Origin of the sequence: Gracilibacillus xinjiangensis (genome assembly GCF_042651765.1) — a bacterium.
GTDB classification, from domain to species: domain Bacteria; phylum Bacillota; class Bacilli; order Bacillales; family Amphibacillaceae; genus Gracilibacillus; species Gracilibacillus xinjiangensis.
The window spans coordinates 264209-283395 of record NZ_JBHSDT010000003.1; the positions used below are offsets into that span (position 1 = coordinate 264209).

A 19187-nucleotide genomic window follows, 5' to 3' on the forward strand; every position below is an offset into this window, starting at 1 on the left:
TGATATGCAGAAGGACGCAGGGCAGAGCCCAGCATCCTTCTACCCAAATGGTCACCTGCCAATCCATGTGTTTTTATGTCACATTTCATGTAAGGTCAATGGTAAAAAAATAGTTTATTATCTTTTATTCAGCTAATGACTCACTTAAATCTGATGCCCAATCGTATTCCTCTAAGAATGGGTCTGGTTTTACAGGCTCTTCCGTGCTCCATAATTCAGAAATCATACCATCACTTTGTACTTCACCAATTCTGACTGTTTTATACACATGCTGATTATCTCCATCAATTGTTACCGTACCGTTAGGTGCATCAAACGTAATTCCTTTTGCCGCTTCTTTTACTGCATCTACATCAGTAGATCCTGCTTCTTCTACAGCTTTCGCCCATAGGTAAACACCAAAATAGCCTGCTTCTATTGGATCTGCAGTTACAGCATCTTCCCCGTACTCTGCCTGATAGTTCGCAACAAACTCTTCATTCTCAGGTGTATCAGTTGTTTGGTAGTAATTCCAGCTTGTTAAATGTCCTTCAATAACGTCTGCACCTATCCCTTTAATTTCTTCCTCTGCAACACTTACCGATAAGACTGTTGTATCTTCCGAAGTAATTCCGGCATCCTTCAACTGTTTAAAGAAAGCAACGTTACTGTCACCATTTAATGTATTAAAAATTACTTTAGGATTTTCACTCTTAATCTTTGCAATAACTGTATTGTAATCTGTATGTCCTAATGGTGTGTATTCCTCACCAACTAATTTCGCCCCTTCATTTTGTAGCTGTGCTTTTATGGCCGCATTTGCCGTTCTGGGGAATACATAATCGGAACCTAAAAGGAAGAAAGAATCTCCTCGGTTTTCTAACAGCCAATCTACTGCTGGTACGATTTGCTGATTTGGCGCTGCTCCTGTGTAAAAGATATTAGGTGATGATTCCATCCCTTCATATTGCACCGGATAGAACAGTAAGCCATTATGTTCTTCCACTACCGGTAACATCGCTTTACGACTTGCAGATGTCCAACCACCAAAAATTGCTGCAACACCGTCTTGCTGTAATAATTTATTGGCTTTTTCAGCAAATGTCGGCCAATCTGATGCTCCATCTTCAATTACTGGTTCTAATTGTTTTCCAAGTACGCCGCCATTTTCATTAATTTCTTTTATCGCAAGAAGCTCTGCTTGTTGTACAGATGTTTCACTAATTGCCATTGTCCCACTTAATGAATGTAAGATTCCTACTTTAATAGTATCTCCTTGGCTTTCCTCACTGTCTCCACTTTCCTCTGGTGTCTCAATCTCTTCCTCCTCTGGTGTAGCACTTGCCGCATTATCAGCAGCCGAACATGCTACCATAAATACTGCTAGTAATCCTAAGATTAATAGATAGAAAAAATTTCTCTTTCTCATACTCCTGCCCCCAACTCAATTTTTTTAATTACAAACTTAGGCTAGCAAATAAAAATAATCTTATCTAACAAAAGGTCAGATTTCCTGACAGTATATTATTGAATTTTCTGACTATTTGTCTTCGACCATTGTCAGGATTCTCGATATTTAGAAGGTAATTTGTTAAGACAAATAAAAAAAGCCCAGACGTATAAGTGGATATTTTACCCACTAATAGTGCCTGAACTTTTACCTTATTATACAACTCATTTCTATTTTAATAATTCATACTGTTTCATTACTTCTTTGGTAATTTGACTGTTCTCAGGAAGGTTACTCACTTCTTTCAACACTTTCGCCATTCCATGATCATGGTTCATCCATATTGGCACCACAATCCTTTGTTTATTTATTCATAAACCAGTAAGCACGATCATGCCTTTAGTATCGTTCACCCTCCAAAAACTCCTTCCATATTTCCACTTTTTCTTCAAACGATTTATTATAACGGCCAGGGATGGGACTGGTGGAAGGTAACTTACTTACTTCAAACCGATCCATTAAGTTTATAAAGTGTTTTCGGAAGGTTTGGTAGGATTTTGTCCCATTACATCCAATCCTTTGAATATTAGGATAGGTTTCAAGCATTTCTTCCAATGAATTTGGCTCGGCCTCTGTTATTTTTGAATCAAGACTTCCTTCTCGATAGCATGATCCAATGGTATCCCATAATGCAATTTGGTTACTACGTAAAAATTCAATCTTTTTTTCGTAATTATCAATCGGCGGATGACCATAAATCTCAAACAATATCGGCCAAAAATGATTTTTTGAATTACCGTAATATTGCTGTTTTATCAAGGATTGGCGTCCTGGAATGGATCCAAGAATCAAAACACGTGATTTATGATCGATTATTGGGCCCAAAGAAAATATTCTTTCATTAGTCATAAGTAACCCACCTTTCATGTTTACTAGACCATTACCCGTTCTTTTTGTTATTCACTTACCACTTTGTTCCCATTCATAGATAAATTAGCTCTTTCTTTCCGATAGATTATTCGTAATCGAATAAAGAAACCAATCGCAGCCCCTGTTAAACCAAGTGTGATACCAACCCAAAATCCAGCTGGACCAAGTGAAGTAAAGGCTGCAAGTAAGTAGCCGGAAGGAATGCCTACTAGCCAATAGGCAGCAAAGGCGATATAAAATGGTACCTTGACATCCTTATAACCTCGAAGTACACCTTGAAGACTAGCTTGTGAAGCATCAGACAGTTGATAAATAATAGCAATAATAAATAATTGCCCCGCAACAAGAACAACCGACGGATCTGATGTGTAAAGATAGGCAATCTGCTCTCTGAAGAAGTACATAAATATGGAACCTAGAGCAAGAAACCCGACTGCACCAAGTACCCCAATGAGGGAATACTGTTTTGCTGAATCTAATCGTTTACCGCCAATGGAATAGCCAACCACAATTGTTATTGCCATTGATAAACTAAGTGGTACCATGAACAATAATGTAGTAAAGCTGATAACAATTTGATTTGCAGCAATTATTATAGTTGAAAACATATTTCCAATCAGCAATGTGACTACAGAAAATATACTTGCTTCAAAAAATATCGAAAGCCCAATTGGAATTCCGATAGCCAGTTGTTCTTTCCATGCTTTCATAGATGGTTTCAGCCATTTAACAAACAATTTATATTCTTTTACCGATTCGATCTTAAATGTCATAAATATACTGATTATCAAAATTATCCAAAAAGTTATACCCGTTGCATATCCTGCCCCAATCCCACCAAGCTTAGGCATCCCAAAATGCCCAAAAATTAAACTATAATTTAACAACACGTTAAAAGGTACTGCTAAAACCGTGATAATCATCGTAATACGCGTAAAACCTTGGCCATCAAAAAAGTTCCGAATGACATTAGAAAGAAATAATGGCACAATCCCTATAGACAGACCGACTAAGTAATGCAAAGCAATATATTTCACATTCTCTTCTAGATTCATCAAATTTAAAATAGGCTCAACTGCAACTATGCCTATTAAAATAATGGCGATTCCTATTGCAATGGAAAGGAAAATAGCTTGTGTTACCGTATGATGAATTTTATGCCTTTCATTCGCTCCCATAAATTGTGCAATAATTGGTGTAATTGCAAGCATGATACCATTCATCCCTGTGAAAACAGGTGACCAGAGGCTTGCCCCTATAGCAACTCCAGCAAGGTCATCTGTTCCGACTCGACCAGACATCATCGTGTCGACAAGATTCATTGCTGACAGACTAATTTGTGTAATCATAATAGGCAGTAAAATTCTTAAAAATAACCGAATTTTATCTTTTAATGTTTCTGCATGATACATGTGAATCCTCCTTATTTCTTAGATGTTTTATCTGAATTAGTAATCCCAAGCCAAAAAATTTGCCAAGAGGCACGCAGTTTTTGATTGGTACGCGTTTTATTCCCATAAATCAGTTCCACACCGATCGAATCTAACAAAGCGGAAAAAGCCAACTTTGCTGTATCAGGGTCTTGGCTAATTTCTTTTTTTTCAAATGCATATTGAAATCGTTTAAGATATAAATGGTCTACTTGATCTATGTATTGATAAAGACAGGTAATGACTTCATTATACAAATGATGTGGCGGCATAGAGGTATTACGCAGCCAAAACTTCAATCGGTTGTCATGGTGAAACCGGTAAATAAAGCTTTGCAAAGCTTCCCATAGAAACACCTGTAGTGGTTGATCGAAATGTGTTTCCATATATTCTTTCTCCTTTTTTACTTCATCTGTAAAAGTCTCCTTTAAAACCTTAATAAACAGATCATCTTTGCCTTTAAAATGAGCATATATTGATTGCTTTTTAATCCCAACCTTATTTGCAATATCTGCGAGAGATGTTCCTTCATATCCACAGACTGCAAATAAATTAAGGGCTTCCTGTTTAATTGTTTGATAAGACATCAAATCTCTCCTTACGATCGTTCGTCAGATTATCTTACCAAAGCATGGAAACAGTGTCAACTTAACACATGTGGAAAAATGGTGCTTCCGATCAAGTGGCATGTACAACCTTTTGATGTTTCATCCAAAGATAAAAAGGGTAAAAATTTAAACATTTGGGAGAAATAAAGTGTAAAGGATGGTTTTATTGGTGACATTTTGGCTTAGTTTTGTATTTATCGTTGGATTTATAACCCTTCATTTGCTGTCAAAAAATATGAAATTTATACGAGCAGTACCAAGGAGCCGCTTTCTTTCTATCGTTGGGGGAATATCTGTTGCCTATGTGTTCTTACATTTAATGCCTGAATTAGGAGAATATCAAGAAAACCTTGATGGGGAGATTGGAAATGCCCTTTGGAGCTTCCTTGAACATCATATTTACTTGGTTGCAATGGTTGGACTTGCCATTTTCTATGGTCTCGAAAGGTTAGCTAAATTATCAAAACGAAAAAATATTCATGATCAAAACAGCAAACCATCTGCCGGAGTATTCTGGATTCATATTGGATCATTTACTTTCTATAACGCTATTATTGGCTACCTGCTAATCCATGAAGAATTTTCCGGATCCTGGGGCATGTTTTTCTACTTTGTAGCTATGGGAGTCCATTTTATTACGAACGATAAAGGACTTCGGGAAACGCACAAAGAGAACTATGACAAGTATGGCAGGTGGATATTGGCGGGTTCTATTTTTGCAGGCTGGGGAATTGGCCTACTAACGGAAGTAAATGAAATAGTCCTATCCATTTTAGTCGCGTTTATTTCAGGAGGCATCGTATTGAACGTAATGAAGGAGGAACTTCCGGAAGAACGGGAAAGCAGTTTTGCGGCCTTTATTGCAGGGCTTACTACTTACTCTCTGTTACTTTTACTGCTATAAGGAAAAGCGAAGGTAATCAATGAAAAAAGGACCTTTGAAGGTCCTTTTTTATATAAATAGTTATATTCTGCCGCAAACATTATTCGTAACGGTTGTTCAAAGTAAAAGAACTCCGATTTATATAAAGTCCTCTCAACTATACAAACACTTCAGATTTAATTAAACTGTTGCGGACAAACTGAGTGAAAACGATGATAGATTAAGTGTGGCTATCATTTAAAAGAGTTTCCCTTGCTTGTACAGAAGGGTGAATAATCTTTTGGTGGAATAAAGAAAGCAAGTTTGTCGGATACCATCGCGCTTACGATCAAAGTATTCGCTAAAAACTTTCTCACAACTGTCCGCCATCTGTCTAGACATCTCACGTAATGATTCTTCAGCTGAATAGAACTCTGTTACCCTGTCCTGTTTCCATTCAAGGTAAGACACCATCACTCCACCAGCGTTTGCCAAAATGTCCGGAATGATAACCTTGCTCTCTTGATTCAAATAATGGTCAGCTGCAGCATCAATTGGTGAATTGGCTCCTTCCACCAGTAGATCGGCTCTCACTTCTTTCATATTTTGCTCAGTGATTTGCCTTTCAGTTGCTGCCAGAATCAATACATCCACATCCAGTATTAAAACATCTTCTCGACCACGTATTTCAGCCTCTACTCCGATACTAACCAATTCCTCCCTTGAATGTGGCAAGTGTCCTGTTTCAGATTGATAGGCCACTAATTTCGGGATGTCGATACCCTTTTCGTTATATAGTGTTACTTTATTATCACTAACTGCAACCACACAATGTCTTAATTCTTCATTCCTGTAGGCTTCCAATGCTGCAACCGAACCAACGTTGCCGAATCCCTGTACAGCTAAGGAAATCAACTCTCCTCGAACGTTCCTGCTGTAAAGTGATGTAAGCTTTTCGTACTGTTTGCTGTGAACCTTATCAGTATCATGGAAAGTCAGATTATTTTGCTTGCCTATCCATTGATGTACCAGCCAGAAATAACTATAGAACGTTCCTTTCCCTGTAGCCTCTCTACGTCCCCTTGCACCGCCATTTTCAATGCTTTTGCCGGTAAACGCTCCTAAATAATTTTTCCCGGGATTGATTGTCTTGTATTCCCCAACCATCCAATCCATGATTTGTTCATTTGTTCCCATATCTGGTGCAGGGATGTCCTGCGTAGGCCCGATGTCTGGTACAAACCGCTGCACGTATTTTTTTGACACTAAGTTCAGCTCTCGTTCTGAATAATCTTTAGGGTTTAACACAACTCCACCTTTGGCACCACCATAAGGAAGGTCATGGAGCGCATTTTTCAATGTCATCAACACCGCCAGGTTCTCGACCTCTTCCTCATTAACTAACTCACTGTAACGGATGCCGCCTTTATAAAAACCAGCGATATTATTATGTTGGATCCGGTAAGCAGGAATTCTAATAATTCTTCCGTCATCTTTAGAAACCCTAATATAACTTTTAATCACTTTGTCGGTCGTTGTGAGAATTTCCTGTGAGGATTCAAATGCTTTTTCCCTCTGTTCTCCTTTTAACTTTGGAAAAAAAGTCTCATCATCCTGCAGAGTTTGCAACATTTGCTTAATAATTCCCTGTGTTTGCATTAGTTTCATTTTGTCTCACTCCCCATATATTTTAACTAGCATAACTAGTCTTTAGCAAAACAATAATCGGCCTAACGTTTTGTGAAATTTGCCAGAAGGATAATCGTAACTATACTCGAAATAAATTTCTTATTAAGAGACTTCTTCGGAGAAAATAATTCCACCATCACTCTATTTTGTTTACTCAATATATAAGCCACTGAGCTTGAAAGCGCATCCTTTTCAATGTGCTGTAATTCTTGTTGTTTATTTAATTATTTCCCTTTTGATCTCCCTCATAACCAATTTTACAACCTATCTTAGTGGAAACACAATTAATACAGTTAATTCTTGTAAAAAAATGATGATAATTACAGGAATTATAAGTTTACTATTCCATATTTTCTCCTGATAATAAACATATTTTGCTCACCAAATAATATTCACTTACATTTCATTAAAGGTGGATGATATAGTGATTATCCGCTAATATCCAATTAATACTTCTTATAATATCCAAATATCGATTATCTTTCTCACAAAATACGAACATTAATGGTTTACAAATATAAAAGGTTCGTTTATAATTACAAATGAAATGAAATAAATTCTTTAACAACTTTCGTATATTCTTAGAATTATGGTCTAAGAGTCTCTACTAGGAACCGACAAATCCTAACTACGAATGGGCAGAATCATTCTACCCATTTATAGTTAGGATTTTTTTCAATATAAAAACAAATTTGTTCATCTTGCCTATACTATTAAAAATTTTTTCTTAGGAGTGTATATCATGGAAAATATATTTGATTACGAGGATATTCAGTTAATTCCTGCTAAATGTGTTGTTAACAGCCGTTCTGAATGTGATGCTACTGTGACACTAGGAGGGCGTCAATTCAAGCTCCCTGTTGTTCCAGCTAATATGCAAACAATTATTGATGAAAATGTTGCCCAATATCTTGCCGAAAATAATTATTTTTACATTATGCATCGCTTTGAACCGGAAAAGCGTCTAGCATTTATAGAAGATATGCAGACTAAAGGACTCTACGCATCTATTAGTGTGGGAGTGAAGGAAGAAGAATATCAATTTATTGAAGAACTTTCAAAAGCTAAGCTTGTCCCAGAATTTATAACAATCGACATTGCACACGGCCATTCAAATGCTGTTATTAATATGATCCAGCATATTAAAAAGCACTTGCCCGAAAGCTTTGTTATTGCTGGTAATGTCGGTACTCCTGAAGCAGTGAGAGAACTTGAAAATGCGGGTGCTGATGCAACTAAGGTTGGAATTGGACCTGGTAAAGTTTGTATTACTAAAATTAAAACAGGTTTCGGAACAGGAGGCTGGCAATTAGCTGCATTACGTTGGTGTGCAAAAGCAGCAAGTAAACCCATTATTGCTGATGGTGGAATAAGAACACATGGAGATATTGCAAAATCCATTCGTTTCGGTGCAACAATGGTTATGATTGGGTCCCTTTTTGCCGGCCATGAGGAGTCACCAGGAGAAACGATTGAAATAGATGGTAAGTACTATAAAGAATATTTCGGTTCTGCCTCTGAATATCAAAAAGGGGAAAAGAAGAATGTAGAAGGTAAGAAATTGCATGTAGAACATAAAGGTTCCCTTCAGGATACTTTAACTGAAATGGAACAAGATCTTCAGTCTTCTATTTCATACGCCGGTGGAAGAACCCTTGATGCTATTCGTCTTGTAGATTATGTTGTTGTAAAGAACTCTATCTTCAATGGCGATTAAGAAAATTAGTTTCTTTTAAAGGAAGAGATCTTTTTAACTAAGATCTCTTCCTTTTGCTTTCTACATTTTCAGCAGTAAAATAATTTATATGTTTACATTACCTTTACTTCTCCTTTTATTTTGAAACCATAAAAAAACCCCTCTAGCAATCATTAACTAAAGGGGGTTAGCATAGTATTTTTTATATACGACGTATCTTTATTACATATATACGCACCAATTTCTCCTCGTAAAGCCGCCTATTCCACCGTAACACTCTTCGCCAAGTTACGTGGCTTATCTACATCACAATCACGATGAAGTGCGGCATAATAAGAAAGTAATTGCATTGGTATAACACTTACTAATGGTGTTAATAAATCATGTACCTGCGGCAATACGAAAGTGTCACTATCTTTCTCCAATCCTTTCATACTAACCACACACGTATTAGCTCCACGTGCTGCTACTTCCTGCACATTACCGCGAATAGAAAGATTCACATTTTCTTGAGTAGAAATCGCAATAACTGGTGTACCTTTTTCAATTAAGGCAATCGTTCCATGCTTCAATTCTCCACCAGCAAATCCTTCTGCCTGGATATAAGAGATCTCTTTAAGCTTCAATGCTGCTTCTTGAACAACGAAGTAATCAACTCCACGACCAATAAAGAAAGCATTTCGAGTTGTTTCGAACATTTCTTTTGCAATACGTTCAAACTCTTCTTTCTGGTCTGTTAATGTTTCCATCGCACTAGCAACAATACCTAGCTCTTGTAATGGATCAAATGAAAGGTCAATACCTTTCACTCTGGCAGTATCAACAGCTAAAATTGCCAGAACAGCAATTTGCGCAGTATATGCTTTTGTGGAAGCAACTGCTATTTCTGGTCCTGCATGTAAATGTAATGTATAATCTGCTTCACGAGAAAGGGTAGAACCAGGAACATTTGTAATAGTTAAAGCTGGGTGTCCTAACGCTTTTGTTTGAACTAGAACCGAACGGCTATCCGCTGTCTCACCACTTTGAGAAATAAAGATAAATAATGGTTTTTCAGACAGTAATGGCATATTATAAGAGAATTCACTTGCAATATGCACTTCGACAGGGATATTCGCCAATTTCTCAATAAATTGCTTTCCAACAAGACCAGCATGGTAGCTAGTTCCTGCAGCAATAATATAAACACGATCAGCTTTTTTCATTGCCTGACGGATATCCACATCTAACTTAATTGCGTCATCTTGCGCTTGATATTCTTGAATAATATTACGAATAACAATAGGTTGCTCATCAATTTCTTTTAACATGAAATGAGGATATGTCCCTTTTTCTGTATCGGATGCATCAATTTCAGCGATATAAGATTCGCGTTCCACAGCTGTGCCATCTAATTTTTGAATCTCAACACGGTCTGCACGAACTAGTACAGCTTCCTTATCTTCAATTTCCACATAACGATTCGTTTCTCTAAGTGTTGCCATGGCATCACTTGCAACAACATTAAATCCATCACCAAGACCTATAAGTAATGGGCTTTTATTTTTTGCTACATAAATAAGATCAGGATTCTCTCTGTCTATTAATGCAATTGCATAAGAACCTTTTAATAAGGATAATCCTTTACGGAATGCTTCGAGCACATCATTTGTTTCATTGTAAAGCTGTTCTATCAGCTGAACAACGATCTCTGTATCTGTTTCACTTCTCAGCTCTACATTTTGCAGATATTCATCACGAATTTCATAATAGTTCTCAATTACTCCATTATGAACTAAAGTAAAACGCTCTGTTGCACTTTGATGCGGGTGGGCATTGTCCTCACTCGGTTCACCATGTGTTGCCCAACGTGTGTGTCCAATTCCTGCATTCCCCATGACAGATGCGTCTACTTTCTCACGTAATGTTGCGATACGTCCTTTTACCTTAAATAGATTCATTCCTTGTTCATTTAAAATCGCAATACCCGCAGAGTCGTATCCTCTATATTCTAATTTTTCCAGTCCTGTTAATAAGATCTCCTTAGAATCATTTGCTCCAATATAACCTACAATACCGCACATAGCGTTGTTTCCTCCTTGTATTTGAAGGGGCAAACAAAACGGCCGATTGACAAATTCTTTGACAAGGGGCGCTTCATTGCCCCTTTCTCGTGTGATTTTTACATCTTGTTTTTATTCTTGTACAGGAAGTTGCCTTCATGTTTTCAAATAAAAACATATCGGTTGAGATGTCCAACCGGGAGGTATCCGCCGATCTCACTCGATAAACCTCCTCCTCGTCAGCTATAAGAGTCTTCCCTCTTGTAGCCCTGGCGCTTAAATAATAACTGAATACTATGCTCCTTTCTCTATTTGAATCAACATTATTTTTGAAAAATAATGACTGCCCCTATTTTACTTGAAAAATTTATTACACGCAACAAATAACATTATGTTGCTTACTTAAGAATATGCCAGACAGCCGAAAAAAGTGTTTAGAGAAGGTCTTAAATGTCATTCCATCTAAGACCTTCTCCTTACTATTCTTCTAATCCAATTACTTGCTGTATAACGTCAGCAACTTCCTCCACATAACGATTACAGTCATCTAACGTTGGTGCTTCTACCATTACGCGCACTAATGGTTCAGTACCAGAAGGTCTAACAAGAACACGCCCTTGACTTCCCATTTCTTTTTCCACTTTATTAATGGCTTCCAGTACTGTTCGATTTGTCATCACTTCATTTTTATTTACAACACGAATATTTTTCAATACTTGAGGAAATTTCTTCATTTCACCAGCCAGTTCAGATAATTTCTTACCAGTTTCCCGCATAACGTTTACCAGCTGGAGTCCTGATAACATACCGTCACCAGTTGTAATGTAATCTAAGAAAATAATATGGCCAGATTGCTCTCCGCCTAGATTGTAACCACCTTTACGCATTTCTTCCATTACATAGCGATCACCTACCGCTGTCTTATCACTCTTCATATTATTGGCTTCTAACGCTTTGTAAAACCCGATATTACTCATCACGGTAGATACTACAGTGGAATGACGCAATAACCCTCTGTCATTAAAATATTTTCCGATAATAAACATTATTTGATCGCCATCAACTATATTTCCTTTCTCATCTACAGCGATAAGGCGGTCTCCATCTCCATCAAATGCTAAGCCAACATCTGCACCTTTTTCTACAACTAAATCCTGCAGTTTTTCAGGGTGGGTAGAACCGAATCCGTCATTAATATTTAACCCATTTGGTGAAGAACCGATTGTAGATATATCTGCTTCTAAATCAGCAAATAAATGAGATGCCAGGCCTGAAGTGGCTCCATGTGCACAATCCAGTGCTATATGTATTCCATCAAACTCATTGTCAATCGTTTCTTTCAGATAGTGGATGTACTTTTGCCCACCTTCAAAATAATCATTAATTTGGCCAATATTGCCCCCAATCGGGCGTGGAAGATTATCTTCCTCTTGTTCTAATAATGCTTCGATTTCTGCTTCTTGTTCATCTGATAATTTAAAACCGTCTGACCCGAAGAACTTAATACCATTATCTTCAACAGGGTTATGAGATGCTGAAATCATTACACCAGCTTGTGCATCCATTGCCTTTGATAAATAAGCTACTCCTGGTGTTGAAATCACTCCTAACCTCATTACTTCGGCACCAATTGATAATAAACCAGCAGCAAGAGCTCCTTCCAGCATGTTCCCTGATATACGTGTATCCCTTCCAATTAATACTTTTGGATTTTGCTCTTCCTTCGTTAACACATAACCACCATAACGTCCTAACTTAAATGCTAATTCTGGTGTTAAATCTTGGTTTGCTACTCCACGTACACCATCAGTACCAAAATATTTTCCCATTAATTATTCTCTCCTTTATTCATTCCTATGCATCAGGTTCGACCAATAATGTTGCTTCATCTATCGCTAGTTCAATTTCGACATTTTCTAGTATTTCCTCGGAAATATTGTTGTTAATTGGCAAGGTTACCTCACCCGGCGACTGGTTCTCCATTGTTACAGAAAGCGGCAAGTCCTCTGCAGTTAATTCTTCAATGTCAGAAGGAAAACCCCTAATTGTTACATTTGTTGCACCAGTAGTAGGGCTGACAAATGAAGTACTACTGCCTTGAGGTTCTCCTTCAATTGATATTGGGACATTTTCCACAGTCCGCTCTTCTGCTTGCTCTACTTCAATTACTACATTTACAGTTGCAGGTTCGACTTTTCTTACTTCTTGCGGAATATCTAGTTCTACCTCATATGTGCCGCTTTCTGTTATTTCACTTAAGTTAACTGGCTTTGTCTTCAATTCCTCTAGCCCTTCTAAATAAGACTCTGCCGCAAATACCGTGACTGTTTCTGTTTCTAATTCCATTGAAGCTAATCTTAAATCTTCTGTAACCTCACTTACTGTTTCCAATGATACTGGTACAGATTTGTTAGGATTTTTCACATCAACTGTAACATCTACGGTAGGTGGATCGATTCTAACACTTAGCTCATTTCCTTGATTATCATATACTTTGACAGGTACATTGTCTGCCGTGAAAGATTCTTCTACACCAGCTACATCAACGAATGCTTTGACAATTGCTATACGATCAACAATACTTTTGGAACTTGTTACAGTAACGGACTCTGGCTCCGTGTAAACATTACCGACTTCATAACCTGCAGTAATTTGATCACGGTTAAGTACATCAATATTAACAGTATAATTTTGACTCGCTCTTTCTTCAATCGATACTTCGACTTCTTGTGGTTCAATATAAACATTTAACTGGTTAGCTATTCCCGAATATTCGATCGGCACAACATGCGTTCCGGTACCAAGACCATCTAAGTTAACAAACACTTCAAAATTCCGCTGTAATGACGTGGAAGTAACAAGACTTACAGATCCTTGAAGCGTTACTTTTACTGTTTCTGGCACACCACTCACCACGTACTTCTCCTGATCAATATCAATATTCACCGGCATATCTTCTAATGTTTTCGTTTCATTAGTTGTACCAAAAATGGAGTTGTACCCATCATCTTCATCAGAGACATTTTCATCAAAAGCGACAACAACGAACAGCAGAATGGAAAGTGCTAAAGCAACAACTCTTATGACCCATGGCTTTTCTAACCAATTATTCATCATTTTTCTTCCCCCTCCAGTTCCAACCTTTTGTTGTAGAGGATTTGAATTTCGTTACAAGTTCCTTTTCAAGCAGCTCTGCTAATTTGTCGACAGAGATATTCCGATGTAACTCCCCATTTTTCGTACAAGAGATATTACCTGTTTCTTCAGATACGGTAATCGTTATCGAGTCTGTTACTTCACTTATACCAAGTGCAGCTCTATGTCTTGTACCTAGCTCTTTCGATATAAAGGGACTTTCCGATAATGGCAAATAACAAGCTGCAGCTACAATTTCATCTTTATTAATGATAACAGCACCATCATGAAGAGGTGTATTCGGTATGAAAATGTTTGTTAATAACTGATTGGTTAACTTCGCGTTTATCGGAATCCCTGTTGATATATAATCACCCATTGCCGTTTCACGTTCAATTGTAATTAAAGCTCCAATCCTTCTTTTCGCCATATAGTTACAAGAGTCTGCTATTGCTTTTATGGAGTGATGGAATACTTCATCTTCGGATTTCGAATTACGGGAAAAAAAGCTGCCTCTTCCTAATTGCTCCAATGCCCTTCTCAGCTCTGGCTGGAATAAAATAATGATTCCTAAGGGCCCCCACATAATCACTTGCCACATTAAGATTCGAACTGTTGCCAATTCAAACAGAACGCTAATAAGGTAAACAGATATTACGACGAAAATACCTTTTAATAACTGAATAGCCTTCGTTCCTCTAATAAGCATAAGAAGCTTGTATAGCACATACCAAACAATTCCTATGTCAACAACTATCTTTAATATATTGAGAAAAGACCATTCCCAATTAAACATGAAAACACAACCTTATGTCCATCCGAATCCTCTTCCTATCTAATTTGTAGTTATGTAATCATATTATAGCATAAAATGAAGAGCAGATTTACTGTGAGCTTTTGATAACTATTAATTTTCTTTATTTATAAAAATGGGCTGGTGCCGTGTAGATTGTTGTTTTCTTGCGTGAATTGGTAAAAGGAAACTATAATGGGGTTCAGGAGCCGCGTCGAAAGGGATGGATGGAACGTTTTCCTGGGTAGGTAACCCAAATACTTTAACAACTATCTTTATCAGTTCCGTCGGTTCAAATCAGGTGAAGATTTAATTTTGATGAACAGAGGGAATAGAGGATTTTTCAGCGTGTCAAAAATTCATGACTGTTGAAATGTTAAGGAGCGCATAAAAAAGACCCCAATATGAGGTCAATTTATCATTTTCTAATAGAACCACTAATGAAGAGTTCGTCTACTTTTGGTCTATTTTTTAGTTTTTCCTTATTTAAAAATGTAAAAAGTAATTTAAACTATAAATTTTTGCTATAAAATCACAACAAAAAAAACGAAAAACTTTAGCAAACAGCCATAAAAAAAAGTGATCTCTCATCAATTGAAAGAGATCACTTTTCAAAGCTAAAAACTTCTTGTGCTAAACCTTTTATTTTATACCATAACCAACCAAACATTTGGTCTACTTGTTTAATTTCTCCCGCTACATTTCCAGCAGATGCAGTGAGATAATCTCCATTTATAATCACTACATCTCCTTTCACTTCACCGTGAATTTTAATATTTCCATTTTTTATTTCTAGATCATCCTCTATAATAACACCTTCTGGAACTATGACGGTATCATTTTCAACAACTAAATTCATTCCTTTTGGATAACTTAACTGATGGTCTTGATTCCATGTTGCTAAAATACTGCTGGACATTAAGATAAAGAAAATAGCCGCAGCCGTGACTAATGGATGGATTCGAACCCATCTGCGAACTGTCGATCTTTTCTTTTCTTTTGGCAGTTGTGCCATTACATTTTTCGTGAAATCCGCAGAAGGTTGTAAGTCAACATTTGTAGTGATTAATGCTACTGTCCTTTTTAATTCTCGAAAATGAGTTTGACAAGCTTCACATGATTTCAAATGGGAGCGCAGTGCTTCTTCTTCATCTTTAGTAATATCACCGTCTAAATATGAATGCATTAATCCAATTACATCTCCATTACAACTCATTTTACTCACACTCCTTTACACATGGCGAAGCTTTTTCCTTAAAGCTTCTCTCCCTCTATGAATTCTGGTTTTTACTGTCCCAACAGGTATTTCTAATATTTCGCTAATTTCTTTTAGAGAGAGTTCATCGATAAATCGCAATGCAATAATGCTTCGATATTTAGTTGGCAATTCCATTATCTCTTTTTGAATATAGCTTTGTGTTTCTAAGCTTTCCACCTCATCCTCTGGAAGTACCCCATCATCTGGGATTTGGGCATATAAATTCAATCCATCTGCACCTTTTATCTCAGCATCAAGATAATAATCTGGTTTCTTCTTCCTCATTCGATCTATCGCTAAATTTGTCGCAATCCTGTATAACCATGTCGAAAATTTTCGATTCTCATCATATGATTGTATATTAATATAAGCACGAATGAAAGCTTCTTGCGCTATATCTTCAGCTTCATGTTTATTTCCAACCATACGGAAACAAATCGCGAACACCTTACCTTGAAAGTGTTCTACAATATCTTCGAATGCCGATTGATCCCCTTTTTTAACTAATTTTATACTTTTTACAATTTTCTCCTCGATCATCTTATAACCTCCGCTAAACTTGCGGTTACCTATTGTACGAAAAACCACAACATTAGGTTTCATTATTCTATAAAAAATTTTTACTAAATGGCAATAAGCCTATTATAACAAGAAAATTGGACTTTTTGTCTATGAATTGTAAAATTTTATATTTTTTCAATTGAGTTTAATGGTAGATTCGATTTACACGATTATTGTATTATCCCGACAGCATTTGTTAAAATAAATGTATATGAACAGGAGGAATAACCTTATGAAAATAACTTCAATTGAACCGACACCTAGTCCATATTCAATGAAGATAAATTTAGATGAAGAACTACCGGTTAATCAAACAGAAAATTATAAAGAAAGTGATAATTTAGATAATGCACCGAAGTACATAAAAGATCTATTTGGTGTGAATGGTGTAAAGGGTATTTACCGGGTAATCGACTTTATAGCATTAGAAAGACATCCAAAAGTAGCATGGGAGGAAATATTACCACAAGTTACTGATATAATAGGGTCTGTTGAATCACTAGATCATTCATTTCGTTCAACATCAGATATGGCAGAGAACTCATTTGGTGAAGTAAAAGTATATATCCAAATGTTTCGGTATATCCCGATGCAAATCAAGCTTGTAGAAGATGACGTAGAAAAACGTTTCGGGTTACCTTCACATTTCTCTGAGGCAGCATTAAAAGCTTCAGCAGACACTGGCAATATGTTGGAAGAGCGGAAGTGGGTGGAACAGTCACCAAGGTATGGTGACATGGAACAAATTGGTCAGGATATTGTTGAAGAACTAGCTGCCAGTTATAATGAAAAACGTCTAAATGAATTAATCGACTTTGCTGATAATCGACAGAATAAGCAAAATCCTTCTTTCCAAAAAGTGACTCCAGATATGTTAGACAACCCCGATTGGAAGGAGCGTTATGCAGCACTTGACCGGATGTCACCAACTATTGATGATTTAGATGTATTAAATAAAGCATTAGATGATGAAAAAGCATCCATACGCAGACTTGCCACTGCATATTTAGGAATGATTGAAGATGAAAAAGTATTACCATATCTATACAAGGCATTAAAAGATAGAGCTGTTAATGTAAGAAGAACAGCTGGCGATTGCTTATCAGATCTCGGCTTTAAACAGGCAATACCAGAAATGATAAATTCTTTAACTGATAAGAACCGGCTGGTCCGCTGGCGGGCAGCAATGTTCTTATATGAATTAGGAGATGAGACAGCAGTTCCGGCTTTACAAGATGCTATTAATGATCCGGAATTTGAGGTAAGAATGCAAGTGAAGATGGCTCTGGCACGCATTGAAGGTGGAGAAAAAGCTAAAGGTTCTGTTTGGCACCAGATGACAAAAGCAAGCAAACAGTAAATTTAAAAGCGCCTATATCCTTTATAAAGGATATAGGCGTTTTTATATAGAAAGGCTTTGAAACAAACGAAGGTTCTATAATAAGAAATCAGTTAATGAAACTTATCAATCATTATTATTTAACAAAACCCACAGAAAAAGAACAGGTACGTAAATACCTGTTCTAAAAATACAATCTATTAGAGTGGAGCCTAGCGGGATCGAACCGCTGACCTCCTGCGTGCAAAGCAGGCGCTCTCCCAGCTGAGCTAAGGCCCCAAAAAATGGTGAGCCATGGAGGATTCGAACCTCCGACCCTCTGATTAAAAGTCAGATGCTCTACCAACTGAGCTAATGGCTCTAACTATATTCTTTTATTAGGTATAAGTAAAATGGCTGGGCTAGCTGGATTCGAACCAACGCATGACGGAACCAAAAACCGTTGCCTTACCGCTTGGCTATAGCCCAATAAAAAAGGTGTATACTCTTAGTATATACACTGAGCTCAAAATTATACAATGGTGGAGGGAGTAGGACTCGAACCTACGAACCCGATGGGAACGGATTTACAGTCCGTCGCGTTTGGCCAACTTCGCTATCCCTCCATGTATTATAGACAAGTGGTGCCGGCCAGAGGACTTGAACCCCCAACCTACTGATTACAAGTCAGTTGCTCTACCAATTGAGCTAGACCGGCATAAATGGTGGAGGATGCAGGGCTCGAACCTGCGACCCCCTGCTTGTAAGGCAGGTGCTCTCCCAGCTGAGCTAATCCTCCGTTTACAGGATATGCTAGTCTATGTATTGCGACATAACGCCGCGTTCTTAACATGCTATCCTTAATATAATAACTAATATTTTTAATGGTGACCCGTACGGGATTCGAACCCGTGTTACCGCCGTGAAAGGGCGGTGTCTTAACCGCTTGACCAACGGGCCAATAGAATTTATTCTTGCAGAGCTTCCAGCCGGACTTGAACCGGCGACCCCTTCCTTACCATGGAAGTGCTCTACCGACTGAGCTATGGAAGCAAATGAATGGCTCCACAGGTAGGACTCGAACCTACGACCGATCGGTTAACAGCCGATTGCTCTACCACTGAGCTACTGTGGAATAATTTATGCTTCTCAAAGCTGTATTAATTATATGCCTGGCAACGTCCTACTCTTGCAGGGGCAAAGCCCCAACTACCATGGGCGCTGGAGAGCTTAACTACTGTGTTCGGCATGGGAACAGGTGTGACCTCTCCGCTATCGTCACCAGACATTGATATATTATTGTGGTAAATATACCATCAAAACTAGATAAGAAGATTAGACAAGCAACAAACAACTTTTATAAAATTCAGGCTAGTTCAAGCTTCTAATAGCTAGCGTATAGTTGATCCTTCCCTTTGTACAGAAAAACACTGTAC

14 protein-coding genes, 9 tRNA genes, 1 rRNA gene and 1 riboswitch are annotated in these 19187 nt (G+C 37.5%); of the genes, 3 read left to right on the plus strand and 21 right to left on the minus strand.

Annotated elements, in window-relative coordinates:
• Positions 1 to 124 precede the first annotated feature (124 nt).
• The 4 genes from urtA to ACFOY7_RS04260 all read right to left on the minus strand — a co-directional run bounded on the left by urtA (position 125) and on the right by ACFOY7_RS04260 (position 4376).
• On the minus strand, positions 125 to 1408 hold the full coding sequence (gene urtA, locus ACFOY7_RS04245) for an urea ABC transporter substrate-binding protein (protein WP_390249722.1): 1284 nt from the start codon (positions 1406 to 1408) through the stop codon (positions 125 to 127).
• A gap of 420 nt (positions 1409 to 1828) precedes the next feature.
• The gene (locus ACFOY7_RS04250) at positions 1829 to 2338 is read right to left on the minus strand and encodes a DNA-deoxyinosine glycosylase (protein ID WP_390249724.1); all 510 of its coding nucleotides are present in this window, start codon (positions 2336 to 2338) and stop codon (positions 1829 to 1831) included.
• A gap of 47 nt (positions 2339 to 2385) precedes the next feature.
• Positions 2386 to 3771 (minus strand): MATE family efflux transporter, encoded by a 1386-nt coding sequence (locus ACFOY7_RS04255; protein ID WP_390249726.1) that lies wholly within the window; start codon positions 3769 to 3771, stop codon positions 2386 to 2388.
• Positions 3772 to 3782: 11 nt separating this feature from the next.
• The gene (locus ACFOY7_RS04260) at positions 3783 to 4376 is read right to left on the minus strand and encodes a TetR/AcrR family transcriptional regulator (RefSeq protein ID WP_390249728.1); all 594 of its coding nucleotides are present in this window, start codon (positions 4374 to 4376) and stop codon (positions 3783 to 3785) included.
• Between the two features lie 190 nt (positions 4377 to 4566).
• On the opposite strand from ACFOY7_RS04260, the gene ACFOY7_RS04265 reads away from it, so the two are divergent.
• Positions 4567 to 5301: a hypothetical protein gene (locus ACFOY7_RS04265; RefSeq protein WP_390249730.1), complete on the plus strand. Its 735-nt coding sequence runs from the start codon at positions 4567 to 4569 to the stop codon at positions 5299 to 5301.
• 216 nt (positions 5302 to 5517) lie between these two features.
• On the opposite strand, the gene ACFOY7_RS04270 is transcribed toward ACFOY7_RS04265, so the two are convergent.
• A complete protein-coding gene (locus tag ACFOY7_RS04270; protein WP_390249732.1) occupies positions 5518 to 6927 on the minus strand; it encodes a Glu/Leu/Phe/Val family dehydrogenase in 1410 nt (469 codons plus the stop codon).
• Positions 6928 to 7499: 572 nt separating this feature from the next.
• Positions 7500 to 7599: riboswitch (purine riboswitch) on the plus strand.
• 91 nt (positions 7600 to 7690) lie between these two features.
• On the opposite strand from ACFOY7_RS04270, the gene guaC reads away from it, so the two are divergent.
• Positions 7691 to 8665 carry a GMP reductase gene (gene guaC, locus ACFOY7_RS04275; protein ID WP_390249734.1) on the plus strand — a complete coding sequence of 325 codons (975 nt, stop codon included), beginning with the start codon at positions 7691 to 7693 and terminating at the stop codon, positions 8663 to 8665.
• Between the two features lie 239 nt (positions 8666 to 8904).
• Here guaC and glmS read toward each other — a convergent pair whose 3' ends face one another.
• The 6 genes from glmS to sigW all read right to left on the minus strand — a co-directional run bounded on the left by glmS (position 8905) and on the right by sigW (position 16412).
• Complete coding sequence (gene glmS / locus ACFOY7_RS04280) at positions 8905 to 10707, minus strand: glutamine--fructose-6-phosphate transaminase (isomerizing) (protein ID WP_390249736.1); 1803 nt, start codon at positions 10705 to 10707, stop codon at positions 8905 to 8907.
• Between the two features lie 458 nt (positions 10708 to 11165).
• Entirely contained in the window at positions 11166 to 12515 is a 1350-nt protein-coding gene (gene glmM / locus ACFOY7_RS04285; RefSeq protein WP_390249738.1) for a phosphoglucosamine mutase, read from the minus strand.
• A gap of 25 nt (positions 12516 to 12540) precedes the next feature.
• Entirely contained in the window at positions 12541 to 13803 is a 1263-nt protein-coding gene (locus ACFOY7_RS04290) for a CdaR family protein (protein WP_390249740.1), read from the minus strand.
• Complete coding sequence (gene cdaA, locus ACFOY7_RS04295) at positions 13793 to 14617, minus strand: diadenylate cyclase CdaA (protein ID WP_390249742.1); 825 nt, start codon at positions 14615 to 14617, stop codon at positions 13793 to 13795. The genes ACFOY7_RS04290 and cdaA overlap by 11 nt, the downstream gene beginning before the upstream one ends.
• 601 nt (positions 14618 to 15218) lie before the next feature.
• Positions 15219 to 15830, minus strand: a complete 612-nt coding sequence (locus ACFOY7_RS04300) for a zf-HC2 domain-containing protein (RefSeq protein ID WP_390249744.1) — start codon at positions 15828 to 15830, stop codon at positions 15219 to 15221.
• A gap of 15 nt (positions 15831 to 15845) precedes the next feature.
• On the minus strand, positions 15846 to 16412 hold the full coding sequence (gene sigW, locus ACFOY7_RS04305) for an RNA polymerase sigma factor SigW (protein ID WP_390249746.1): 567 nt from the start codon (positions 16410 to 16412) through the stop codon (positions 15846 to 15848).
• 253 nt (positions 16413 to 16665) lie between these two features.
• On the opposite strand from sigW, the gene ACFOY7_RS04310 reads away from it, so the two are divergent.
• Positions 16666 to 17793, plus strand: coding sequence for a conserved virulence factor C family protein (locus tag ACFOY7_RS04310; protein WP_390249748.1), 1128 nt, complete (start codon positions 16666 to 16668; stop codon positions 17791 to 17793).
• Positions 17794 to 17978: 185 nt separating this feature from the next.
• Here the strand turns inward: ACFOY7_RS04310 and ACFOY7_RS04315 are convergent.
• From ACFOY7_RS04315 to rrf, 10 genes are all read right to left on the minus strand, one after another.
• Positions 17979 to 18051, minus strand: a tRNA-Ala gene (locus ACFOY7_RS04315).
• 6 nt (positions 18052 to 18057) lie between these two features.
• Positions 18058 to 18133, minus strand: a tRNA-Lys gene (locus tag ACFOY7_RS04320).
• Between the two features lie 32 nt (positions 18134 to 18165).
• Positions 18166 to 18240, minus strand: a tRNA-Gln gene (locus ACFOY7_RS04325).
• 51 nt (positions 18241 to 18291) lie between these two features.
• Positions 18292 to 18377: transfer RNA gene (locus tag ACFOY7_RS04330), tRNA-Tyr, on the minus strand.
• 16 nt (positions 18378 to 18393) lie between these two features.
• Positions 18394 to 18469, minus strand: a tRNA-Thr gene (locus ACFOY7_RS04335).
• 5 nt (positions 18470 to 18474) lie between these two features.
• Positions 18475 to 18550: transfer RNA gene (locus tag ACFOY7_RS04340), tRNA-Val, on the minus strand.
• A gap of 86 nt (positions 18551 to 18636) precedes the next feature.
• A tRNA-Glu gene (locus tag ACFOY7_RS04345) sits at positions 18637 to 18711 on the minus strand.
• Positions 18712 to 18731: 20 nt separating this feature from the next.
• Positions 18732 to 18804, minus strand: a tRNA-Thr gene (locus tag ACFOY7_RS04350).
• A gap of 7 nt (positions 18805 to 18811) precedes the next feature.
• A tRNA-Asn gene (locus tag ACFOY7_RS04355) sits at positions 18812 to 18886 on the minus strand.
• A gap of 35 nt (positions 18887 to 18921) precedes the next feature.
• Positions 18922 to 19037, minus strand: a 5S ribosomal RNA gene (gene rrf / locus ACFOY7_RS04360).
• Positions 19038 to 19187 lie beyond the last annotated feature (150 nt).